Raw genomic sequence first — 19,909 nt, 5'->3', positions numbered from 1 at the left:
CACGACACGGCGATTTTCCGGCCGAGCGGGAGGATCAGCGGTCCTGCAAGCGATCAAGGTAGTGCCCGATCTCGTAGCCGATGGCACCGAGTAGGCGGGCTTCCCGCAGGTCGGGTTCTGACCGGGAGATGATGGTGCGCAGTGTGCGCATCACCGCCGCTGGCTCCCTGGCTTTGTAGAAATCGATGCGGCCCAACCCGCGCTCGATCGCCGCGAAGGTCTCCTCGAGCTCCGCTTGGGTCGGTGGCCGCGTCGCCCTGCGGCCCTGCGGAAGGTCCGGGTCCGATGCGTCGAGGGCCAGGAAGACCTCGTACGCAAGCACGAGGCACGCCTGAGCCAGGTTTAGGCTCGAGTACTCGGAATCCGTGGGGATGATCGACACTGCGTGGCAGAGGTCCAGTCCCTCGTTCGTGAGGCCGCGATCCTCGCGGCCCAGCAAGATCGCGACCGTCCCGTCCTGAGCCCGTTCCGCTATTCTGGCTGCGGCTTCTCTAGGCCAGAGATAGCTACGACCGGCGGTGCGCGGGCGGGCGGTCGTTCCCAGGACGAACGATACGTCTGCGACCGCATCTTCGAGGGAATCGTGCCGCGTGGTCGCTTCGATGAGCTCGCCGCTCCGGTGCGCGATTCCCTCGATGCGGTATGCGTTGAATTCGTCGGGGTTCACGAGACGGAGTGTGCTGAGCCCGAAATTGTTCATGACTCGGATCACGCCGGCGATGTTCACTACGTCCTTGGGGTGATCGAGCACGATCACGACGTTGGAGAGACCGGTTCTTGGCATGGGCGGGAGAATGGCGCGGCTGGACCGGAGATGCGTAGGGGCGCCCAGGTGGCGAGAGCGCGGGGGAGACTACTGCCCTTCGTCTTCCGGATCTTCCGGGCTTTGCAGCTCGCCCTTGAAGTTACGGATGCCCGAACCGAGCCCACGGGCGAGCTGCGGGAGTTTCTTCGCGCCGAACAGCAGCATGATCACCATGAAGACCAGGAAGATCTCCCAGAAGCCGAACACGAAGAGCCCCAGGGATGGAGTGAGATAGCTCATCGCATGAGCGCCTTGGCAATCGTCTGCCTTTGCATGTTCGACGTACCCTCGTAGATCGTACCGATCTTAGCGTCCCGATAGAGCTTCTCTACCGGGTACTCCTTCGTGAATCCATACCCACCATGCAGGTCGATGCACAATGACGCCACCCGCTGGGCCATTTCGGACGCGAAGAGCTTCGCCATCGCCGCCTGGGTGAGGAACGGCTGACCCGCATCTTTCAGGCGTGCGGCGTTGTATACCAAGAGCCGCCCGGCCTCGACTTCCGTGGCCATTTCGGCCAGTTGGAACTGAACGCCTTGGAACGACCCGATCGCTCGCCCGAACTGCTCTCTCTCCTTCACGTAGCGCACGGTGTGGTCGAGCGCCCCCTGCGCGAGCCCGACCATTTGGGCGCCGATGCCGATGCGTCCTTCGTTGAGCGTCTCGATCGCGACCTTATACCCTGAGCCGACCTCGCCGAGCACGTTGTCGGCAGCGACTCGCACGTCTTCGAGGATCAACTCCGTGGTCGAGGACGCGCGAATGCCGAGTTTGTCCTCCTTCTTGCCGACCGTGAATCCGTCGGAGTCTCGCTCGACCAAGAACGCAGTGATTCCCTTGTAGCCGGCATCAGGGTCTACGGTCGCGAAGACGATGAACAGACCGGCCTCGGCTCCGTTCGTGATCCACATCTTCTGGCCGTTGAGGATCCAGCCGTCGTTGTCCTGGGTTGCCCGACACGCCAGCGCGAATGCGTCCGAGCCGCTACCGGCCTCGGAGAGCGCGTACGCACCCACGGTGTCCGAAGCGAGCTGGGGATAGTAGCGAGCCTTCTGATCGTCTGATGCCCAACGTCGGAGGGCATTGGTGACCAAGGTGTTCTGCACGTCGACCAAGACCCCGATCGCGGGGTCGGCCTTCGACAGCTCCTCCACGACCAGCACCGACGTGAAGAAGTCCGCTCCGGTTCCCCCGTACATCTCGGGGATCTCGACACCCATCAGGCCGAGCTCGAAGAGCTGATCGATCAGCCCCTGGTCCATCTGTTGGGCCTGATCCATAGCCATCGCTCTGGGGGCTACCTCAGAGACGGCGAAGTTGCGCACGGCCTCCTGGAACATCCTTTCTTGTGCACTGAGGCTCGTGAGCGCACGCTGGGCATCGTGGATCAGCGTTTGCATCGTGTGGTCGTTTTTCCCGTTCGGCGAAAAGAGGGTAGAGCGGAACCCCCTAAAATATAGCCATGGTGTGCGACGCACCCATGGCGTGCACTCGCGCGCCGGCGTCGGCCCCGGTTGACCTTCGGTCAAAAGCCCGTCATCCTCAGGGCTCCTGAGCCCCGAGAAAACGTTGGAGAAGGCGCATGTCCGACATTCCGAGCGACCTTCGGTATACCGAAGAGCACGAGTACCTGAAGGCGGCAGGTGACGATGGAGTCTACGTCGTGGGCATCACGGAATACGCCCAAGGGGAGCTCGGGGACGTTGTCTTCGTGGAGCTGCCGGAAGCGGGATCTTCATTCAACCGGATGGAGGTCTTCGGCACGATCGAAGCCGTAAAGGCGGTGAGCGACCTATACTGCCCGGTGGACGGTACGGTCGTGGAAGTGAACGCCGCCCTCGATGACGACCCGTCGTTGGTCAATTCCGACCCCTACGGCGCGGGGTGGATGATCAAGCTGAGGGTCGATGATGACGAGGAAGTGCGCGGGCTGCTGACTTCGGACGGCTACGCGGACCACGTCAGCTGACGGCCCGCTCCCCTTTCCCGCTGCCCTTCTCGGCCGCTCGATGACGCGGATCGATGCCCCCGCAGACTTCGAGGCACGCCATCTAGGGCCCGACGTCGCCGACGTGGCCGCGATGCTCGAGGCGCTTGGATACGACTCGCTCGCCAGCCTTGTGGACGACACGGTCCCGACCTCCATCCGTATGGAGGGTGAGCTCCGGTTGCCCCCGGCTCTGACCGAGGCGCAGCTGCTGGCCAGGCTGCGCGAGATCGCTTCGACGAACCGCGTCTTCCGGTCCTATCTCGGCATGGGGTACAGCGACACGTTCGTGCCAGGGGTGATCCTGCGGAACATCATGGAGAATCCTGGCTGGTATACGCAGTATACGCCCTACCAAGCCGAAATCGCCCAGGGCCGTCTGGAAGCGCTGCTCAACTTCCAGACGATGGTGATCGATCTCACAGGCCTCGACATCGCGAACGCGTCGTTGCTCGATGAGGCGACCGCCGCGGCGGAGGCGATGCACCTCGCGCACGCCGAAGCCAAGGGGGACGCAAACACCTTCTTTGTCTCCGAATCGTGCCACCCACAGACGATCGAGGTCGTGAAGACACGCGCCTGGCCGCTCGGGATCGAGGTGGTCGTGGGGGATCACGACGTCTTCGGGCTGCACGACGGCGTCTTCGGTGTGTTGCTCCAGTATCCGTGTACGGACGGCAGCGTGATCGACTACCGCCCGTTCGTGGCTCGGGCCAAGGCCCTCGGTGCGGTCATCGTGGCAGCGAGCGATCTCATGGCGCTCGCGTTGCTCACTCCACCTGGGGAGTGGGGCGCCGACGTCGTCGTTGGCAACTCGCAGCGCTTCGGCGTGCCGATGGGCTTCGGGGGGCCGCACGCCGCGTTCATGTCCGCCACGGAGTCCTTCAAGCGGAAGATGCCCGGCCGCATCATCGGGGTCTCCGTGGACGCCGACGGCAACCGGGCGCTGCGCATGGCGCTGCAGACCCGTGAGCAGCACATCCGTCGGGAGAAGGCCACGTCGAACATCTGCACCGCGCAGGTGCTGCTTGCCATCATGGCTGGTGCGTACGCGGTGTACCACGGTCCGGACGGTATCAAGACGATCGCTGAACGGATCCGCGACCTGGCAGGAGTTCTTTCGGCCGGACTCGGCTTGCTCGGACACGAACTGCTTACGGAGACGTTCTTCGACACCGTTCGCGTGCGTCCGAAGTTGGATGCTGGCGACGTACTCGCGCGTGCGGTCGAGGCCGGCATCAACCTGCGGGACTTCGGTGACGGGTCGCTGGGTATCGCCCTCGACGAAGTCACGACCGCCGACGACGTGGACGACCTCTTCACGATCTTCAACCGTGGCTCGCAAGCGGAGTTTTTCGCCCGAGACCTTGCGCAGCGCGGAGGGGCCCCCGAGTTGCCTGTTTGGGCTCGTCGAACCACGCCGTATCTCGAGCACGAGGTCTTCAACCGGTACCATTCCGAGACCGAGATGCTGCGGTACCTGCACAGGCTGGAGTCGCGCGACCTCTCGTTGAATACGAGCATGATTCCCCTCGGTTCGTGCACGATGAAGCTGAACGCGACCAGCCAGATGGCCGGCGTGACGTGGCCTGAGATCGGCCGCCTCCATCCCTTCGCGCCGGTGGACCAGGCTCGAGGCTACGCCACGCTCTTCGCCGAACTCGAACAGTGGCTCGCGGAGATCAGTGGTTTCGTCGCCACGTCACTGCAGCCCAACTCGGGCGCACAGGGCGAGTACACAGGCCTGCTGACGATCAGGGCGTACCACGAGGACCGGGGTGAGCATCACAGGAATGTTTGTCTCATCCCGGCGTCGGCCCACGGAACGAACCCCGCGAGCGCGGTCATGGCCGGGATGAAGGTCGTCGTCGTGAAGAGCACGGACGAAGGCACGATCGACGTCGCGGACCTGGAGGCCAAGGCGAGCGAGCACGCCCACGACCTCGCGGCGATCATGGTCACCTACCCCTCCACGCACGGTGTCTTCGAGGAAGAGATCCGTGACGTTTGCCGCATCGTCCACGAGCACGGAGGACTCGTCTACCTGGACGGAGCCAACCTGAACGCACAGGTGGGCCTCGCGCGTCCCGGCGACTACGGTGCGGACGTGTGTCACATCAACCTGCACAAGACGTTCGCGATCCCTCACGGCGGGGGCGGCCCGGGCATGGGTCCGATTTGCGTGAACGAGAAGCTCGCGCCGTACTTGCCGCGCCACCCGATGCACAAAGTAGGCGGGGAGAAAGCGATCGGCGCGGTGTCGGCGGCTCCGTGGGGAAGCGCGAGTATCCTCGTGATCTCCTGGGCCTACATCGCCATGTTGGGCCCGAACGGTGTACGCCGCGCCTCCGAGCTCGCGATTCTCAGTGCCAACTACATGGCGAAGCGCCTCGAGGACCACTTCGACATCCTGTACCGGAGTGAGAACGGGCTCGTCGCCCACGAGTTCATCGTTGACCTGCGCCCGCTCAAGCGCGCCACGGGCATCACAGAAGAAGACGTCGCGAAGAGGCTCATCGACTACGGCTTTCACGCGCCGACGGTATCGTTTCCGGTGATCGGCACGCTAATGATCGAGCCGACCGAGAGCGAGCCGAAGGAGGAGTTGGATCGCTTCGTCGACGCACTCATTTCGATTCACGCGGAGATCCAGCAGGTCGAGATGGGCATCGCAGACGCCAAGGACAACCCGCTCAAGAATGCGCCGCACACCGCCGCGATGTGTACGGCGGACGAGTGGGTCCACGCGTACTCGAGGTCCCAGGCGGCCTACCCGGCTCCGTGGACGCGCGAGTTCAAGTTCTGGCCGCCGGTACGACGCGTGGACAACGCGTACGGAGACCGGAACCTCGTCTGCTCGTGCCCACCGGTCGAGGTGTACGCGGAGACCGAGGGCGTGTAGGAGCCGACGACGTGCGCGGCCGGCGGCGTGCGACCGTAATGCCTTCCGCCCAAAACAGCTTGTCGAGGGGGTCGCCTTCCTCATCGACGGATTCCAGCGCGACCAGTTGGTGAAGTCGGCGCGACGTCAATGGCCGGTTCATTACCAGCGTTGCCGCCGACTCGCGCGAACTCCATCTTCCCATCAAGGCTCACCCCCAAGCCACGTTCGGAACTGCTGCTCAATGGCCAAGCTTACCTTCTACGGTCACGCCACCTTCGGGCTCGAGACGGACGACGGCACGAGGCTCGTGATCGACCCCTTCTTCGGGGACAATCCCGCGTGCGACGTATCGCTGGACGACGTGGGAGCCGACTTCATCTTGCTGACCCACGGCCACTATGACCACGTGGCGGACGCGATTCCCCTCTCCGAGAAGACCGGCGCGACGATCATCGCATCGTTCGAGATCGCGACCTACATGGAGGAGAAGGGACGGTCCGTGAGTCCTCAACATATCGGAGGAGGCGTCGAGTACCCGTTCGGCTACGTGAAGATGACGCCCGCGCTGCACGGTGGTAAGCTCGATCTCCCTGGCGGCGAAGCGTTCACCACAATGCCCGGAGGCTTCCTCATCAACCTCGCGAGCGGACAGCGCTTCTACCACGCTGGGGACACGAGCCTGCTCACGGATATGCAGCTGCTCAAGGGCCTGGTCGACGTGGCTGTTCTGCCCATCGGCGACCGCTTTACGATGGGTCCGGCCGACGCGGTCCGAGCCGTCGACTTCATCGAGCCGGACGTGGTGATCCCGTGCCACTACAACACGTGGCCACCGATCGAACAGGACGCCGAGGCGTTCGTGGATGCCGTCGGTGACCGCGCGCGCGTTGAAGTGATGACGCCCACGGGTCTCTTCGAGTTCTGATGGCGAGTCCGGATGGGAGCGGCCTCACCTGGCGCGTGATCTTCGACGAGCCGGGGTCCGGCGCGCACAACATGGCGCTGGACCACGCACTGGCCATGTCGGCGCGACGCGGAGACGGCGTGCTGCGACTGTACTCGTGGTCGTCCAAGACCGTGTCGTTCGGCAGACACGAGCCGGCGAACGAAGTCTACGACAGGAGTGCCGCAGATGCGGCCGGGATCGAGTTCGTGCGGCGGCCGACCGGCGGGCGGGCCGTTCTTCACCACGCCGAGCTGACCTACGGGTTGGTGCTTCCCGACCGGACCTATGGTGGGCCGAAGGGCGTGTATGCGAAGATCCACGAGGGCCTGGCGCACGGCCTGAAACTGTTGGGGGTCGATGCTGAGGTCGCGGCAGGCGGCGTCGTGCTCACGCCGGACGCGGGCCCGTGCTTCAAGGTCCCGGCGCCGGGGGAGGTCGTGGCCGGTGGACAGAAACTCGTGGGCAGCGCTCAGGTCAGGATCGGGAACGCCCTACTCCAGCACGGTTCGATCATCTTGGACGGGGACCAGAGCGAATTGAATCGGCTCAATTCGGCTGCTGGTCCGATCCCGACTCCCGCGACGCTTCGAGCGTTGGTCGGGAAGGTGAGCACCTGGGACCTTGCCGAAGCGATCACAAACGGACTTCAAGTTACGTTGGGCGGCGAGTGGAACGAGGGTGAGTATCGCTCGGGCGAGCTCGAAGAGGCTGAATGGCTGGAGAAGGAGCGTTACGGAAAAGACGAGTGGACCTGGCGACAGTGACACCTTGTGAGGACGGGATGAGAAAGCCCATTACGCTCGGGGCCGCGATCTTGTTCGCTGCCTGCGGTGGTGACGGAGGCATCGATCTCGCTTCGGCCAGCCCGTTTTGCCAGCAGGTCATTCCGGCGGTCGAGGCGTTCATGTCTGAGACAGAGGCCGCCCGTCCGACACCGTCGGATGACCGCTACGGCGGGACGGTCGTCGTTGGCGGACGAGCCGAACTGGTGGGCGGGATGAACGCGGCGGGGAGTATGGACTACCACGCGCTCCAGCATCAGCAGTTCGTGAACCTGATGACGTTGCTCGACTACGATCGCGACGCGACCCCCCGCCCATACCTCGCGGAGTCGTGGGAAATCTCCGACGACGAAAGCGAGATCACCTTCCACATCCGGCGTGACGTTTTCTGGCACGATGGCGAGCAGACGGATGCGCACGATGTGGCGTTTTCGTACCGGTTGTTCACGAATCCCGTGGTCGGGTTTGGCAACGCGGGTTTTTGGGATTACTACGAGCAAGGTGAGGAGGGCGTCGAGGTCGTCGACGACTTCACCGTCAAGATCCGCATGCGGCCTCACGCGGACTTCCTCGACCCGTGGCGTGTAGTGGGCATGCTGCCCGAGCACCTGCTGGGCGACGTGCCGCCGCAGACGCTGGCTGAGCACCCGTACGCTACGGAGTGTCCCGTCGGGAACGGGCCCTTCGTCTTCGCGTCGCACGCGCCGCAAGACCGCTGGGTCTTCACGGCGAACCCCGCGTTTCCGGAGGGCCTGGGCGGCCGCCCGTTCATCGATCGATACGTCTACCGGATCATCCCTGATCAGACGACGTTGTTGACCGAGCTGCTCATCCAGAACCTCGACGTGTACATCTCGGTACCGCCAGGTCAGGCCCAGCGGATCGTCGACGATCTCGGCGTGGATATCGTCAGCTTCCAGCCGCGACACTATGACTTCGTGGCTTGGAACTCACGCAGGTCCCAGCTCGCCGACGCTCGTGTACGCCGGGCGCTGACGTTGGGTATCAATCGCCGCGAGATCGTTCGAGAGATCCTGCTGGGCTATGGCACCGTCGCGTACTCGGGGGTACCGCCGTCGCACTGGGCGTTCGATCAAGACGCGGCCGCGTCGGTCGGCTACGATCCACAAGCTGCTGCTGCTCTCCTGGACGAAGCGGGTTGGCGTGACCGGGATGGAGACGGGGTCCGGGAGAGCGATCAGGGCGCACGACTCTCAATCTCGATCAAGTTCAGATCGGGAAGCCAGTATCAACGATCGCTCGTAGAAATCATGCAGTCGCAACTCGCCCGGATCGGCGTCGAAGTGCGAGCCGAAAATGTCGAATGGGGGACGTTGCTCGACCAGATCAGTGTTACGGCGGAGCGTGACTTCGACGGCGTGTTATTCCGCTGGGTCCCGGACTACCGCCTAGACGAGACCGATCTCTTCCATTCGAGCCGCAGCGACTACCCTTGGGCGCTGTCCGGCATCAGCGACCCCGAGGTCGACCGTCTGCTCGGGGAGCTCAGTGCCACCGTGGATCGTGACGCCGCGCGGCCGCTCTGGGCTGAGTACTACCAAGTCATGAACGAGGTGCACCCCTACACATATCTCTTCTTTCCGACACTCATTCACGGAGTCACCAAGCGGCTGCGTGGAGTGGAGATGGATGCGCGTGGGGATTTGCTGAACATCAAAGACTGGTACCTGGATCCCGCGAGCCGGTGAGACGGACGCGACCGCGTCCGCGTCCGCGAGACGGGTGGCATAGCGACAGTGAGTAGCGCGTGACGAGGTACGTCGTTCGCCGCGTCGTAGGGTCCGTGCCTCTGGTGCTCGGCATCGCCACGATCATTTTTTTCGTGGTGCATGCCGCTCCAGGTGACCCCGCGACTACCTTGGTAAGGCCGGGCCTCACCCCGGCGGCGGCGGCCCAGTTGAGGGCGAACTACGGGCTCGATGACCCGATCCCGATCCGCTACGTGAAGTGGCTCGGCTCGATGCTCACGGGGGACTTCGGGCACAGCATCACCTATGGCCAACCGACGCTCGACGTCGTGATGGACGTCTTGCCCAACACGCTACTGCTCTCCGCGTGCGCCCTCTTCGTCGCGTTCCTCTTCGGGATCGTACTCGGGGCGATCCAGGCCGTACGCCAGTATTCAGCGTTGGATTCGACCCTGAGCGTCGTGCTGCTCTTCTTCTACTCGATGCCGTCGTTCTGGCTCGCGCTGATGCTCGTGCTCTCGCTCAGCCTGTTCGCGCGCAACGTCTGGGAGTGGCCGCTGTGGTTCCCGGCGTCGGGGATGTACTCGACCGACTACGACCTGTTGTCCTTCGGTGCGCAAGTGAAGGACCGGCTCTGGCACCTCGTGCTTCCCACGATTTCGCTCGCGCTCGCGCTCAGCGCCGGCATTGCCCGGTACATGCGGGGCAGCATGCTCGACGTGATCCGGCAGGACTACGTGCGTACTGCCCGCGCCAAGGGCCTGCCCGAGAGCAGCGTGATCTTCAAGCACGCCCTCAGGAATGCGCTGATTCCGATCGTGACGTTGCTCGGGCTGTACATCCCTGTGCTCTTTAGCGGGGCCGTCCTGATCGAGCACGTGTTCGCCTGGCCCGGGATGGGGCGCCTCATGGTGGACGCGATCGCATCGCGCGACTACCCGCTCGTCATGGCGTGCAGCTTCATCTTCGCGATCTTGGTAGTGCTCGGGAACCTGCTCGCGGACGTACTCTACGCGGTCGTCGACCCCCGCATCCGGCATGAGTGAGTCAGTGGCGGCGCGAGCCCGCGTCAGAGGTGGACCCGGCCTCTCTGCCGTCCTGCCTGGACTTGGGCAACTGCTCGCCGGCCGCTGGGGCGTCGGAACCATGGCGTTGGCGATATGGCTCGGTCTGGTTGGAGTGCTCGTTTCTCACTGGCGCCTCGTCTTGCAGGCGATCTCGGGTGGCTGGGACGAGCGTGTCGCGGTTGTTTCCCTTGCAGCAGGCCTGGTCGCAGTGTGGTCCTGGTCGTGGCGGGATGTGGGACTAGTCGGCAGAAGGGCGCAGGTAGGGGTGGGGCAGTGGCACCTCACCGTCCGGGCGTTTTCCAAGGACAGAACCGCTGTCGTGGGCCTGATGGTGGTGGTCGCGATCTATCTGATCGCGCTCATCACTCCGCTGATCACGCCGGCTGAAGCGCTCGAGCAGGGTCCCCTTCAGTTTCGCCTCCAGGGTATGTCCGGAGCGCACCCACTCGGGACCGATCACCTTTCGCGGGATGTGCTCGCCCGCGTGCTCTACGGCGCTCGTATCTCGCTCACGATCGGCTTCGTGGCTGTGGGGATCAGCGTGACGCTGGGCACGCTCTTGGGCGCGGTGGCCGGGTACGTGGGCGGCATCGTCGACGGCCTGATCATGAGCTTCGTCGATATGGTCATCTCGTTCCCCCGCCTGATTCTGCTCATCATCATCGTAGCGGCATTCGAGCCCTCGATCTTCCTCATCATCGCCGTGCTCGGTCTCACGCTGTGGCCCGGCACGGCGAGAATCGTGCGGGGGGAGGTGCTCAGCCTCAAAGAGCGGGAGTTCGTGCAAGCCGCGGAAGCTCTGGGCTACTCTCGGCGGCGGATCATTTTCCGCCACCTCATCCCCAACGCGCTAGGTCCGGTGATCGTGGCGGCCACACTCGGCATCGGGAATACGATCGTACTCGAAGCGGGGCTCTCGTTTCTCGGCCTGGGGGTGCAAGCGCCCACTCCCTCGTGGGGGTCAATGCTCGCCGACGGGAGAAATTTTCTGTTGGACGCGTGGTGGCTCTCTACGTTCCCGGGGCTCGCGATCGTGCTCACCGTCCTGTCGTTCAACCTGGTCGGCGACGGTCTTCGGGACGCGCTCGATCCGAGGCTACGCTCGTGAGCGAAGCGTTGCTCTCGGTCACCGACCTCCGCAGCTGGTTCTTCACGGACCAAGGTGTCGCCAAAGCGGTGGATGGCGTCTCGTTCGATGTGCGCGCGGGGGAGACGCTGGGCATCGTTGGGGAGTCGGCGTGTGGCAAGACCGTGACCGCCCTATCGGTGCTCGGGCTACTACCTCAACCCCCTGCCCGCATCATGGAGGGAAGCTCGATCCGCTTCCTTGGCGAGGAGCTGGTCGACGCGGGCGAGGCGAGGCTGCGTGCGCTCCGGGGCAACGAGATCGCCATGGTCTTTCAGGAGCCGATGAGTTCGTTGAATCCAGTGTACTCCATCGGAAATCAAATCAGCGAGGTCCTCCGGCTCCACCGTGGCCTCAGCCGGAAGGCGGCGCGTGCGGAGTCGGCTCGCCTCCTTCAGGAGGTCGGGATCCCCGAGGCGGCAGCGCGGCTCGACGAATACCCGCACCAGCTGTCCGGTGGCATGCGCCAACGCGTGATGATCGCGATGGCGCTCTCGTGTGAGCCCAACCTGTTGATCGCCGATGAGCCAACGACGGCGCTCGATGTCACGATCCAGGCACAGATCCTCGAGTTGCTCGCCGAGGTGAGGGAACGACGAGGCATGGCGGTACTGCTGATCACGCACGATCTGGGCGTCGTCGCGGAGGTATGCGACCGGGTCGTCGTGATGTACGCCGGGCAAGTCGTGGAGACCGGCTCGGTTCGCCAGGTGCTCAACGATCCACAGCACCCGTATACGAGAGGGCTGCTCGAGTCCGTCCCTTCGCTCGAGAGGAGGGGTCGTCGCCTGATCCCTATCCCCGGCACGGTGCCGAGCTCGACGGCGTGGCCGGACGGCTGCCGCTTCGCGGAGCGCTGTCCGTTGAACGGGCCGGGATGTGAAGAAGCCCAGTCACTCGTAGAAGAGGGTGGGACCGGGCGCACCGTCCGGTGCTGGAGGTCTGAAGCAATGCACGAACACGATGAGGAGGGGCCGTGACCTCTGACACCCTGAACACGCGTGAGTCAGCTTCCGGCTTGCTCGCTCGAAGCGAGATCGACCGGAGCATCGAGCCACTACTCTCGGTGCGTGGACTGAAGAAGCACTTCCCGGTCCGGAGGGGCACATTTGCGCGCGCGCATTCCGTCCTGAAAGCCGTGGACGGGGTGAGCTTCGATCTCTGGCGCGGAGAGACACTCGGGCTCGTCGGAGAGTCGGGTTGCGGGAAGACGACGACCGGGCGTGCGGTGGCCCGGCTGATCGAACCCACGGAAGGCGAAGTACGATTCGACGGGATCGACGTAGGTTCTCTGGATCGGAACGGCCTACGAGCGCTGCGCAGACGCATGCAGTTCGTGTTTCAGGATCCGTTCGGATCGCTAAATCCACGCATGTCCGTCGGTGCCATGCTCGTGGAGGCGCTCACCGTGCATGGGCTCGGACAGCCCGACCCGCGCGCGCGGGCGATCGACTTGCTCGAGAAAGTCGGCCTGAGCGCGGACCACATCGACCGGTACCCACATGAATTCAGCGGCGGTCAGCGGCAGCGGCTCGGCATCGCTAGGGCGCTCTCGGTCGAGCCTGAGTTCCTGATCCTCGACGAGCCGGTCAGCGCGCTCGACGTATCCGTCCGGGCTCAGGTGGTCAACCTGCTCGAAGAGCTGCAGCGTGACCTGGGGCTGACGTACTTGTTCATCGCACACGACCTCGCGCTGGTCGAGCACGTGAGCGATCGCATAGCGGTGATGTATCTAGGGCGCATTGTGGAGGTCGCGGACGCAGCCGATCTGTACCGGAATCCGAAACATCCCTACACGCGGGCGTTGCTGTCCGCTGTACCGCGGGTGGATCCGGATCGACGGGACGATCGGGAACGGATCGTCTTGCCGGGAGATGTCCCCAGCCCGGTGCACCCGCCGGCCGGATGCGCCTTTCACACCCGGTGCCCGCACCCCGCGAAGGACGGGTCTTGCATGCGGTCGGTACCTTCCTTGGAGACCAAGGGCACAAGGCACTTCGTGGCGTGTCCCAAGGTCTCATAGGCGGTCGAAACAGGCTTGACACCCCTCTGGACGCAGACCATAATCCGGACCTCTAGAAAATCTCGCCCTTCCATCGCTCTGCGCGGCGGAGGGGCGAAATAACGCGAAGCTGGAAAGAACTCTTGGCTGGAGGTCGGTTTGGCGATTCAACTCTACGGTGCGCTTCTTCAGATCCCGGGCGTGGAGGTCGAGCCTTCCATGACGGAATATTTGCTCGAGCTCTGGGAATCCACGGGGTGGATGATCTGGCCTCTCGCCTTCTGCCTGGTCGTGGGCATCGTCGTCATTATCATCAAATTCATCAGCCTTACGAGTAAGGCTGTGAAGACGACGAAGATTCTCAAGGACGTGGATGAGCTGCTCACGCAACAGCGCATTCGTGAGGCTCTCGAGTTGACGCGTGACACCGACACGCCGGCCGCCAACATCCTCTACGCTGGCCTTGAGCGGCACGAGGAGGGCACCGAACGCGTGATGAAGGCCATCGAGAACCAAGGCCTTCTCGAGATGAGCAAGCTCGAGTCGGGACTGACGATCCTCGCGACGCTGACCAACATCGCGCCGCTGCTCGGCTTCCTCGGCACCGTGATCGGGATGATCGTCGCTTTCCAGTCGATCGAGGCCGCCGGCGAGGTCGAGGCGACGCTGGTGGCGGGTGGTATCAGGGTCGCGCTGCAGACGACGGCCGCGGGCCTGATGATCGCCATTCCCGTTTCGATCGGGCACAACTACTTCGTCGCCAAGATCGACGGTCTGGTCGTCGATATGGAGGAGTCGGCCCAGAAGATGGTCGATACGCTGCATGCCATCGAGCACGGCCGGAAGAGCTGACGGCAGGCGCCGCAAGGCTACAAGAGGCCGCCCCAGACGGGGCGGCCTCTTTTTTAGCACTATCCCAAAGGGCTGTGTCTTAGCTTTGAACTCATGACGATCCGATTCTCACTTTGCGTCCTGGCCGTCGCCGCGGTTTCCGCTGCCTCGAGCCCTACCCGCGTCGTTCGGGGGGTGCCGATGCCGACCGCGTCCGATTCGGCGATCGCCGAGTTCGAGGCAGGGCGATTCTGGCACTCGGCTCGCATGCTGCGGGCCGAGGGATCCGCGAACGGCGAGCCCGCCGACGTCTTGTTGCTGGCTCGGGCGGAAGCGGGCTGGAACAACTGGCCGGCGGTCGAGAGTCTGCTAGGCGGCGCCGGCTGGCTCGATGATGTGTGGGGGGGTGGCGGACTGTACCTGCTGGGGCGGGCCCAGGAAGACGCGGGAAGGTGGCAGGCGGCCGCCGACTCCTACGAGTCGTACAGGCTGATCACGCCCGCCGCCGCGAGACGGCACCAGGCTGCGTCGGTCCGGAGAATCCGCGCGCTGTGGAAGGTCGACCAGCGGTCGCAGGCCCAGGCCCTCACGGGGCTCACCAGTCTGGCCTACGCGCCCGAAGCGGCCAGTTGGATCGCGCTCGAGCTGGCTCAGCAGATGGCCGAGGTGGGTGACCTCGACGCGTTGGAGTCCTTGCTCGAGCATGTGAGCGATCCGCTGCCGCTCGACGAAGCGTGGCGCATGCGCGCCGATGCCCTGCTCGCGGCCGGCGACTCACTTTCAGCGGCGGCGACCTTCGAGTCCATTCGCGCCGGAACCAGCGGGAGTCGTCGTGCCGTCGTGACGGTCGAATTGGGCCGCCTCAGGCTGGCGGCCGGTGACACGATGGAGGCGCGACGGTGGCTGTTGGAGGGCCTCGAAAACACGCCCCGAGCGTCCCAAGCCCGCGCGGCGGCCTCGCTTTCGGACATGGGTACCTCGGACCGAGAACTGACGCTGCGTATCGCGCGGCTTTTGGATCGAGCCGGAGATGGCAGGCGGGCTCTGCGCGGCTACGACCGTGTGATGGCGATGTCCCGAGAGGAGGGCGGGGAGCCTCCGCTCGCGATGCGCGTCGAACGGGCGCGGCTCATGGGTACGGTGCGGGTTCGCCAGCAAGCCGCGATCGAAGAGTTCCGCGCGATCCGGGAGGCGGCGGATGACGTGTCCATCGGTGCACGTAACCTGGAGTTGTGGGCACAACTGAGGCGTCGCCAGGGCCTGAGCAACCAGGTGAGCACGCTGCGACGGTGGCTGATCGAGGAATATCCGAGCAGCGGACAGGCGGCCGAGGTCGTGTGGTCTCGCGCCAGCTCCGCGGACATGAGAGGCAGCGTCGACTCCGCGCTCGCCCAGTACGCCTTCCTCGCCGAGAACGCCCGCACGCACGCGCGGGCTGGCCAAGCGCGAATGCGCTCCGGGCAGATCCATCTGGGACAGTCGAACCTGGCTGGCGCGGTGCTAGTCTACGAGCAGTACCTGGCGGACTTTCCGAGCGGGCGGAGGTGGCAGGAGGCTTCGTACTGGGCCGGACGCGTCCGTCTCGAGTTGGGTGATACGGCCGAAGCGCAGGCGCACATCGATCGCGTCTGGGCCGGTGACCCAGTCTCCTACTATGCGGTAATGGGTGCGGACCTGCTCGGCGTGGAATACGAGATGGACCTGCCCGACGCGGAGGCACCACCGGCTCCGACCTGGTTGAGGGACGGTCTTGCACAGCTGGATCTGTTCACCGAAGCGAGCCTCGCGCGCGCCGCGAGCGCTGAAATCGGACGGCTGACCGATCTCGCCGGCAGCTCGCCGCACGACATGCTGAGCCTTGCCGAGGCACTCATAGACCGTGGCCATACCATCGACGGGATCAACCTTGCTTGGGCGCTTCGCGACGACGGGCATGAGTGGGACGCGCGCCTCATCCGAGTGGCCTTCCCGTTCCCGTACCGGGAGCTGGTGCGCAGGGAGGCCGAAGAGTGGGACCTCGACCCGCTCGTGATGGCAGCGATCATCCGGCAGGAGTCGGCGTTCAAGGCGGACATCGTCAGTCAAGCCGGCGCGGTCGGCCTCATGCAGGTCATGCCGCTGACGGGTGCCGAGCTCGCACGGACACACGGACCGCGCGGCTTTCGTCCGGCGAACCTGACGGCTCCGGAGGTGAGCCTGCACCTCGGTGCCGCGTTCTTCGTGGAGATGAGTGCCCGCTACGACGGCGACCTGCCGCTAGTGCTCTCGGCGTACAACGCTGGCCCGACACGCGCGAACCGGTGGCGGCGCTACCCGGAGGCCTCCGATCCACTCCGCTTCACGGAGCGGATCCCCATCGTCGAGACCCGCGGCTACGTCAAGAACGTGCGCCGAAATCTCGGTCTTTATCGCGTGCTCTACGGGCGAGACTGATCGCGGCCGGCGACGCGCGACGTGCGATCTCCGCTTCAGCGCTCGCGCGCAGGTCGCTTGCCGCCGCGTGGATCGCGTCCTAACGTGGATCACCGCGTGAAGCGCGGAGGTATAATACTCAGTCGGAGGTAGAAGCATGAAGGGGACCGTAAAATGGTTCAACGACTCGAAGGGGTACGGCTTCATCCAACACACGGAGGGTGACGACGTATTTGTCCACTTCTCAGAGATCGTCGGTGACGGGTTTCGGACTCTTCACGAAGGCGACGCTGTGGAATTCGAGGTCCGCGAGTCGGAGAGGGGTAAGCAGGCGACCAACGTGATTCGAGCCTGACGCTCTCTTCCGAATAGGTCCCAAGCGCCCTCGGCCAAAGCCGGGGGCGCTTTTTTTGACACGCACTCGAGGCCCAGAAGGCTGTTGAAGATCCCCCCCAAGACCAAGCCTCGCATCTTTCTCATCGATGCGTATGCGCTCATCTACCGATCGTATTTTGCGTTCATTCAGCGGCCCCTTACCAACTCCGCCGGTGAAAACACGTCGGCGCCCTTCGGGTTCACGCGTTTCCTGCTCGACATCCGCGAGGACTTCGAGCCGGACTACCTGGCCGTCGTTTTCGATGCGGGAGATTCGTTCAGGGCGCAGGAATATCCGGAGTACAAGGCGACACGAGAGAAGATGCCCGACGACCTGCGCTCCAGCCTCGGCCGGATCCGTGACATCGTGGAAGCGTTCAACGATCCGATCGTCGAGCTCGACGGCTACGAGGCCGACGACGTCATCGGGACGCTTGCTATGCGCGCGAGGGATGCGGGACTCGAGGTCGTGATCGTATCCGGCGACAAGGACTTCTATCAGCTCGTGGGGCCGGACATCCACCTGATGAACCCGGGGAGAGGGGGCTCGAGCGGGGTCGCGGCCGACTGGGTCACCGAGGAGAATGCAGATGAGAAGTTCGGTATCCCACCTTCGCAGGTGGTCGACTATCTCGCGTTGGTCGGGGATTCCTCGGACAACATCCCCGGCGCGCGCGGAGTGGGTCCAAAGACCGCGGTGGCGTTACTGCAGCAGCACGGGGATATCGAGGCGCTGATCGCGAATGCAGAGGGACTGAAGCCGCCGCGTGCGTCCAAGTCGCTTCGGGAAAATGCTGAGGCGGTCCGGCTCTCGAAACGGCTCGTCACGATCATGACCGACCTCGACGTCGAGTTGGATCTCGAGTCGCTCAAGGTCGGGGAGCCCAACAACGAGGCGCTGCGCGACATCTTCGTGGAGCTCGAGTTCAGATCGCTCGCCGAGCAGTTCGCTGCGCTTGCGCAAGTCAGCGGTGTCGCGACGGCCGAGCTCGAAAGGGCCGAAGTGACCTACTCGGTGGTGGACGAGCTGTCGGAAGTCCAGAATCTCATCGATGTGATCCGGGCCGCTGGGCGGGTGGCGATCGCCGCGGAGCCGGCCACGGAAGACCCTCTTCGTGGGGAGCTGGTGTCTGTCGGACTCTCCCTCGAAGGCGGTACGGCGTGGTATCTACCCTTCGCTCACCACCTGCCGTTCGAGCTGACGTTCGAAGGGGAGGGGTCTGGGGAGGTCCGAAACCTGCCCAGCTTGGCGACCAGCGAGATGTCCGGGCTCAAGGCGTTGCTGGAAGATCCGAAGGTGGCGAAGGTCGGCCACGACCTGAAGCGTACCGCGCTCACGCTCTCGCGCGCTGGAGTGAAGCTCGACGGCATCACATGCGATGTGATGGTCGCGAGCTACGTGCTCGACCCGGGGCGGCGAGGCCACGAGCTCGCGACACTCTCGGTGGAGATTTTCTCCCACAAGCCGGTCTCGTACGCGGACGTCGTAGGTAGCGGCCGCAAGAGGGTGCCGTTCGCAGAAGCACCCATCGAACGCGCGCGGGACTTCGTGTGCGAGACGGTGGATCTGTCGTTCCAGCTAGCCCAGCACTTCGACGAGCAACTGGACGAGCAGGGACTCACCGACCTCATGGCCGATCTCGAAATGCCGCTGCTGCCGATCCTGACGCGCATGGAGCTCGCGGGCATCGGCATCGACGAAGACTTCTTCCGCACCATGCGGTCGAGGCTGAAGCGCGAGCTCGATCTGATCCAAGAGGAGATATTCAAAGTCGCGGGCGGCGACTTCAATCTGAACTCGACGCAGCAACTCCGGCAGCTGTTGTTCGAGAAGCTGGATCTGCCGGTCCTCAAGAAGACCAAGACCGGCCCGTCGACGGATGCGTCGGTGCTGGAGGAGCTGGCAGAGCAGGGTCACGAGATCCCGAAACTCATGATGGAGTACCGCGAGCTCGAGAAGCTGAGGTCGACCTACGTGGACGCGCTGCCGCAACTGGTGAACAGCCGAACCCATCGTATCCACACGAGCTTCAACCAGACCGTAGCCGCTACTGGACGGCTGTCGTCGAGCGACCCGAATCTCCAAAACATCCCCATTCGCACCGCTATGGGACGTGAGATCCGGAAGGGCTTCGTCGCAGCACCGGGTACGGTTTTCCTCGCGGTCGACTACTCACAAATCGAGTTGCGCGTGATGGCGCACTTCTCGGGAGACGAGGCCTTCGTCACGGCCTTCACCCAGGGCATCGACGTGCACCGGCAGACCGCGTCGGTCGTCTTCGAAGTACCGATTGACGACGTGACCGCGCACATGCGCGCACAGGCCAAGACCGTGAACTTCGCAACGCTGTACGGTCAGGGGCCGTTCTCTCTCGCGCGACAGCTCGGCATCACGCGTGAAGAGGCCAAGGAGTTCATCGCCACGTACTTCGAACGCTTCAGCGGCGTCCGTGACTTCCTCGACGCCCAAGTCGAGATGGCCAGGGAACAGGGGTATGTGGAGACGCTCATGGGGCGGAGGCGGTACGTGCCCGAGCTGCGGGCCGAGAACTGGAACGTACGCCAGTTCGGTGAGCGCGTGGCCCAGAATACGCCGATCCAGGGCACCGCCGCGGACCTCATGAAGAAGGCCATGATAGACGTGCAGGCCGCGTTGGACGGAGCCGACACAGGAGCGGAGATGCTTCTGCAAGTGCATGATGAGCTGCTTTTCGAGGTGCCAGAAGTCGAGGTCGATGCCGTCCGCGATCTCGTGATCGCCCGCATGGAAGACGCCGTTGAACTGAACGTGCCGCTCGTGACCGACTGGGGTATCGGTGCCAACTGGTACGAGTGCAAAGGCTAGCAGGCCGTGGGGGATCGCGATGTGCGCTCCCCACTTCGCTCAGGGATCGCTTTCCCTTCCTCCCGTTTCCCCGCCGCGATCCAATGTCGCTGCGTGGGGAGCGCACACCACGACCCCCGCGGGCTAGTGAGGTTG

Annotated in this window: 16 protein-coding genes; 13 read left to right on the top strand and 3 right to left on the bottom strand. The window is 64.3% G+C overall.

Annotated features, from left to right (window positions below):
• Window positions 1-34: 34 nt before the first annotated feature.
• From IIB36_00345 to IIB36_00335, 3 genes are all read right to left on the bottom strand, one after another.
• Complete coding sequence (locus IIB36_00345) at window positions 35-784, bottom strand: RNA methyltransferase (protein MCH7530192.1); 750 nt, start codon at window positions 782-784, stop codon at window positions 35-37.
• 69 nt (window positions 785-853) lie between these two features.
• Window positions 854-1,045: a twin-arginine translocase TatA/TatE family subunit gene (locus IIB36_00340; protein MCH7530191.1), complete on the bottom strand. Its 192-nt coding sequence runs from the start codon at window positions 1,043-1,045 to the stop codon at window positions 854-856.
• Entirely contained in the window at window positions 1,042-2,208 is a 1,167-nt protein-coding gene (locus tag IIB36_00335; GenBank protein ID MCH7530190.1) for an acyl-CoA dehydrogenase, read from the bottom strand. Before IIB36_00335 ends, IIB36_00340 begins: the two co-directional genes overlap by 4 nt.
• 182 nt (window positions 2,209-2,390) lie before the next feature.
• Here IIB36_00335 and gcvH point away from each other — a divergent pair, with 182 nt between their 5' ends.
• The 13 genes from gcvH to polA all read left to right on the top strand — a co-directional run bounded on the left by gcvH (window position 2,391) and on the right by polA (window position 19,774).
• Window positions 2,391-2,777: a glycine cleavage system protein GcvH gene (gene gcvH, locus IIB36_00330; GenBank protein MCH7530189.1), complete on the top strand. Its 387-nt coding sequence runs from the start codon at window positions 2,391-2,393 to the stop codon at window positions 2,775-2,777.
• 40 nt (window positions 2,778-2,817) lie between these two features.
• Window positions 2,818-5,697 carry an aminomethyl-transferring glycine dehydrogenase gene (gene gcvP, locus IIB36_00325; GenBank protein ID MCH7530188.1) on the top strand — a complete coding sequence of 960 codons (2,880 nt, stop codon included), beginning with the start codon at window positions 2,818-2,820 and terminating at the stop codon, window positions 5,695-5,697.
• A gap of 223 nt (window positions 5,698-5,920) precedes the next feature.
• Window positions 5,921-6,604, top strand: coding sequence for a metal-dependent hydrolase (locus tag IIB36_00320; GenBank protein MCH7530187.1), 684 nt, complete (start codon window positions 5,921-5,923; stop codon window positions 6,602-6,604).
• Window positions 6,604-7,389, top strand: coding sequence for a lipoate--protein ligase family protein (locus IIB36_00315; GenBank protein ID MCH7530186.1), 786 nt, complete (start codon window positions 6,604-6,606; stop codon window positions 7,387-7,389). Before IIB36_00320 ends, IIB36_00315 begins: the two co-directional genes overlap by 1 nt.
• Before the next feature lie 17 nt (window positions 7,390-7,406).
• Window positions 7,407-9,116: a hypothetical protein gene (locus IIB36_00310; GenBank protein ID MCH7530185.1), complete on the top strand. Its 1,710-nt coding sequence runs from the start codon at window positions 7,407-7,409 to the stop codon at window positions 9,114-9,116.
• A 59-nt stretch (window positions 9,117-9,175) separates the two neighbouring features.
• Complete coding sequence (locus IIB36_00305; GenBank protein MCH7530184.1) at window positions 9,176-10,162, top strand: ABC transporter permease; 987 nt, start codon at window positions 9,176-9,178, stop codon at window positions 10,160-10,162.
• Window positions 10,163-10,262: 100 nt separating this feature from the next.
• Window positions 10,263-11,291: an ABC transporter permease gene (locus IIB36_00300; protein MCH7530183.1), complete on the top strand. Its 1,029-nt coding sequence runs from the start codon at window positions 10,263-10,265 to the stop codon at window positions 11,289-11,291.
• Complete coding sequence (locus IIB36_00295; GenBank protein ID MCH7530182.1) at window positions 11,288-12,289, top strand: ABC transporter ATP-binding protein; 1,002 nt, start codon at window positions 11,288-11,290, stop codon at window positions 12,287-12,289. The genes IIB36_00300 and IIB36_00295 overlap by 4 nt, the downstream gene beginning before the upstream one ends.
• Before the next feature lie 68 nt (window positions 12,290-12,357).
• Complete coding sequence (locus IIB36_00290) at window positions 12,358-13,332, top strand: ATP-binding cassette domain-containing protein (GenBank protein MCH7530181.1); 975 nt, start codon at window positions 12,358-12,360, stop codon at window positions 13,330-13,332.
• Between the two features lie 138 nt (window positions 13,333-13,470).
• Entirely contained in the window at window positions 13,471-14,163 is a 693-nt protein-coding gene (locus tag IIB36_00285) for a MotA/TolQ/ExbB proton channel family protein (protein MCH7530180.1), read from the top strand.
• Between the two features lie 180 nt (window positions 14,164-14,343).
• Window positions 14,344-16,575 carry a transglycosylase SLT domain-containing protein gene (locus IIB36_00280; GenBank protein ID MCH7530179.1) on the top strand — a complete coding sequence of 744 codons (2,232 nt, stop codon included), beginning with the start codon at window positions 14,344-14,346 and terminating at the stop codon, window positions 16,573-16,575.
• 136 nt (window positions 16,576-16,711) lie between these two features.
• Window positions 16,712-16,909 (top strand): cold shock domain-containing protein, encoded by a 198-nt coding sequence (locus tag IIB36_00275; GenBank protein ID MCH7530178.1) that lies wholly within the window; start codon window positions 16,712-16,714, stop codon window positions 16,907-16,909.
• An 84-nt stretch (window positions 16,910-16,993) separates the two neighbouring features.
• Window positions 16,994-19,774: a DNA polymerase I gene (polA, locus tag IIB36_00270; protein MCH7530177.1), complete on the top strand. Its 2,781-nt coding sequence runs from the start codon at window positions 16,994-16,996 to the stop codon at window positions 19,772-19,774.
• Window positions 19,775-19,909: the final 135 nt, after the last annotated feature.

It is taken from the genome of Gemmatimonadota bacterium, from assembly GCA_022560615.1.
Classification (GTDB): domain Bacteria; phylum Gemmatimonadota; class Gemmatimonadetes; order Longimicrobiales; family Gaopeijiaceae; genus UBA1138.
Note: the sequence above shows the minus strand (reverse complement) of the source record. Positions and strands in the feature narration are given on the sequence as shown.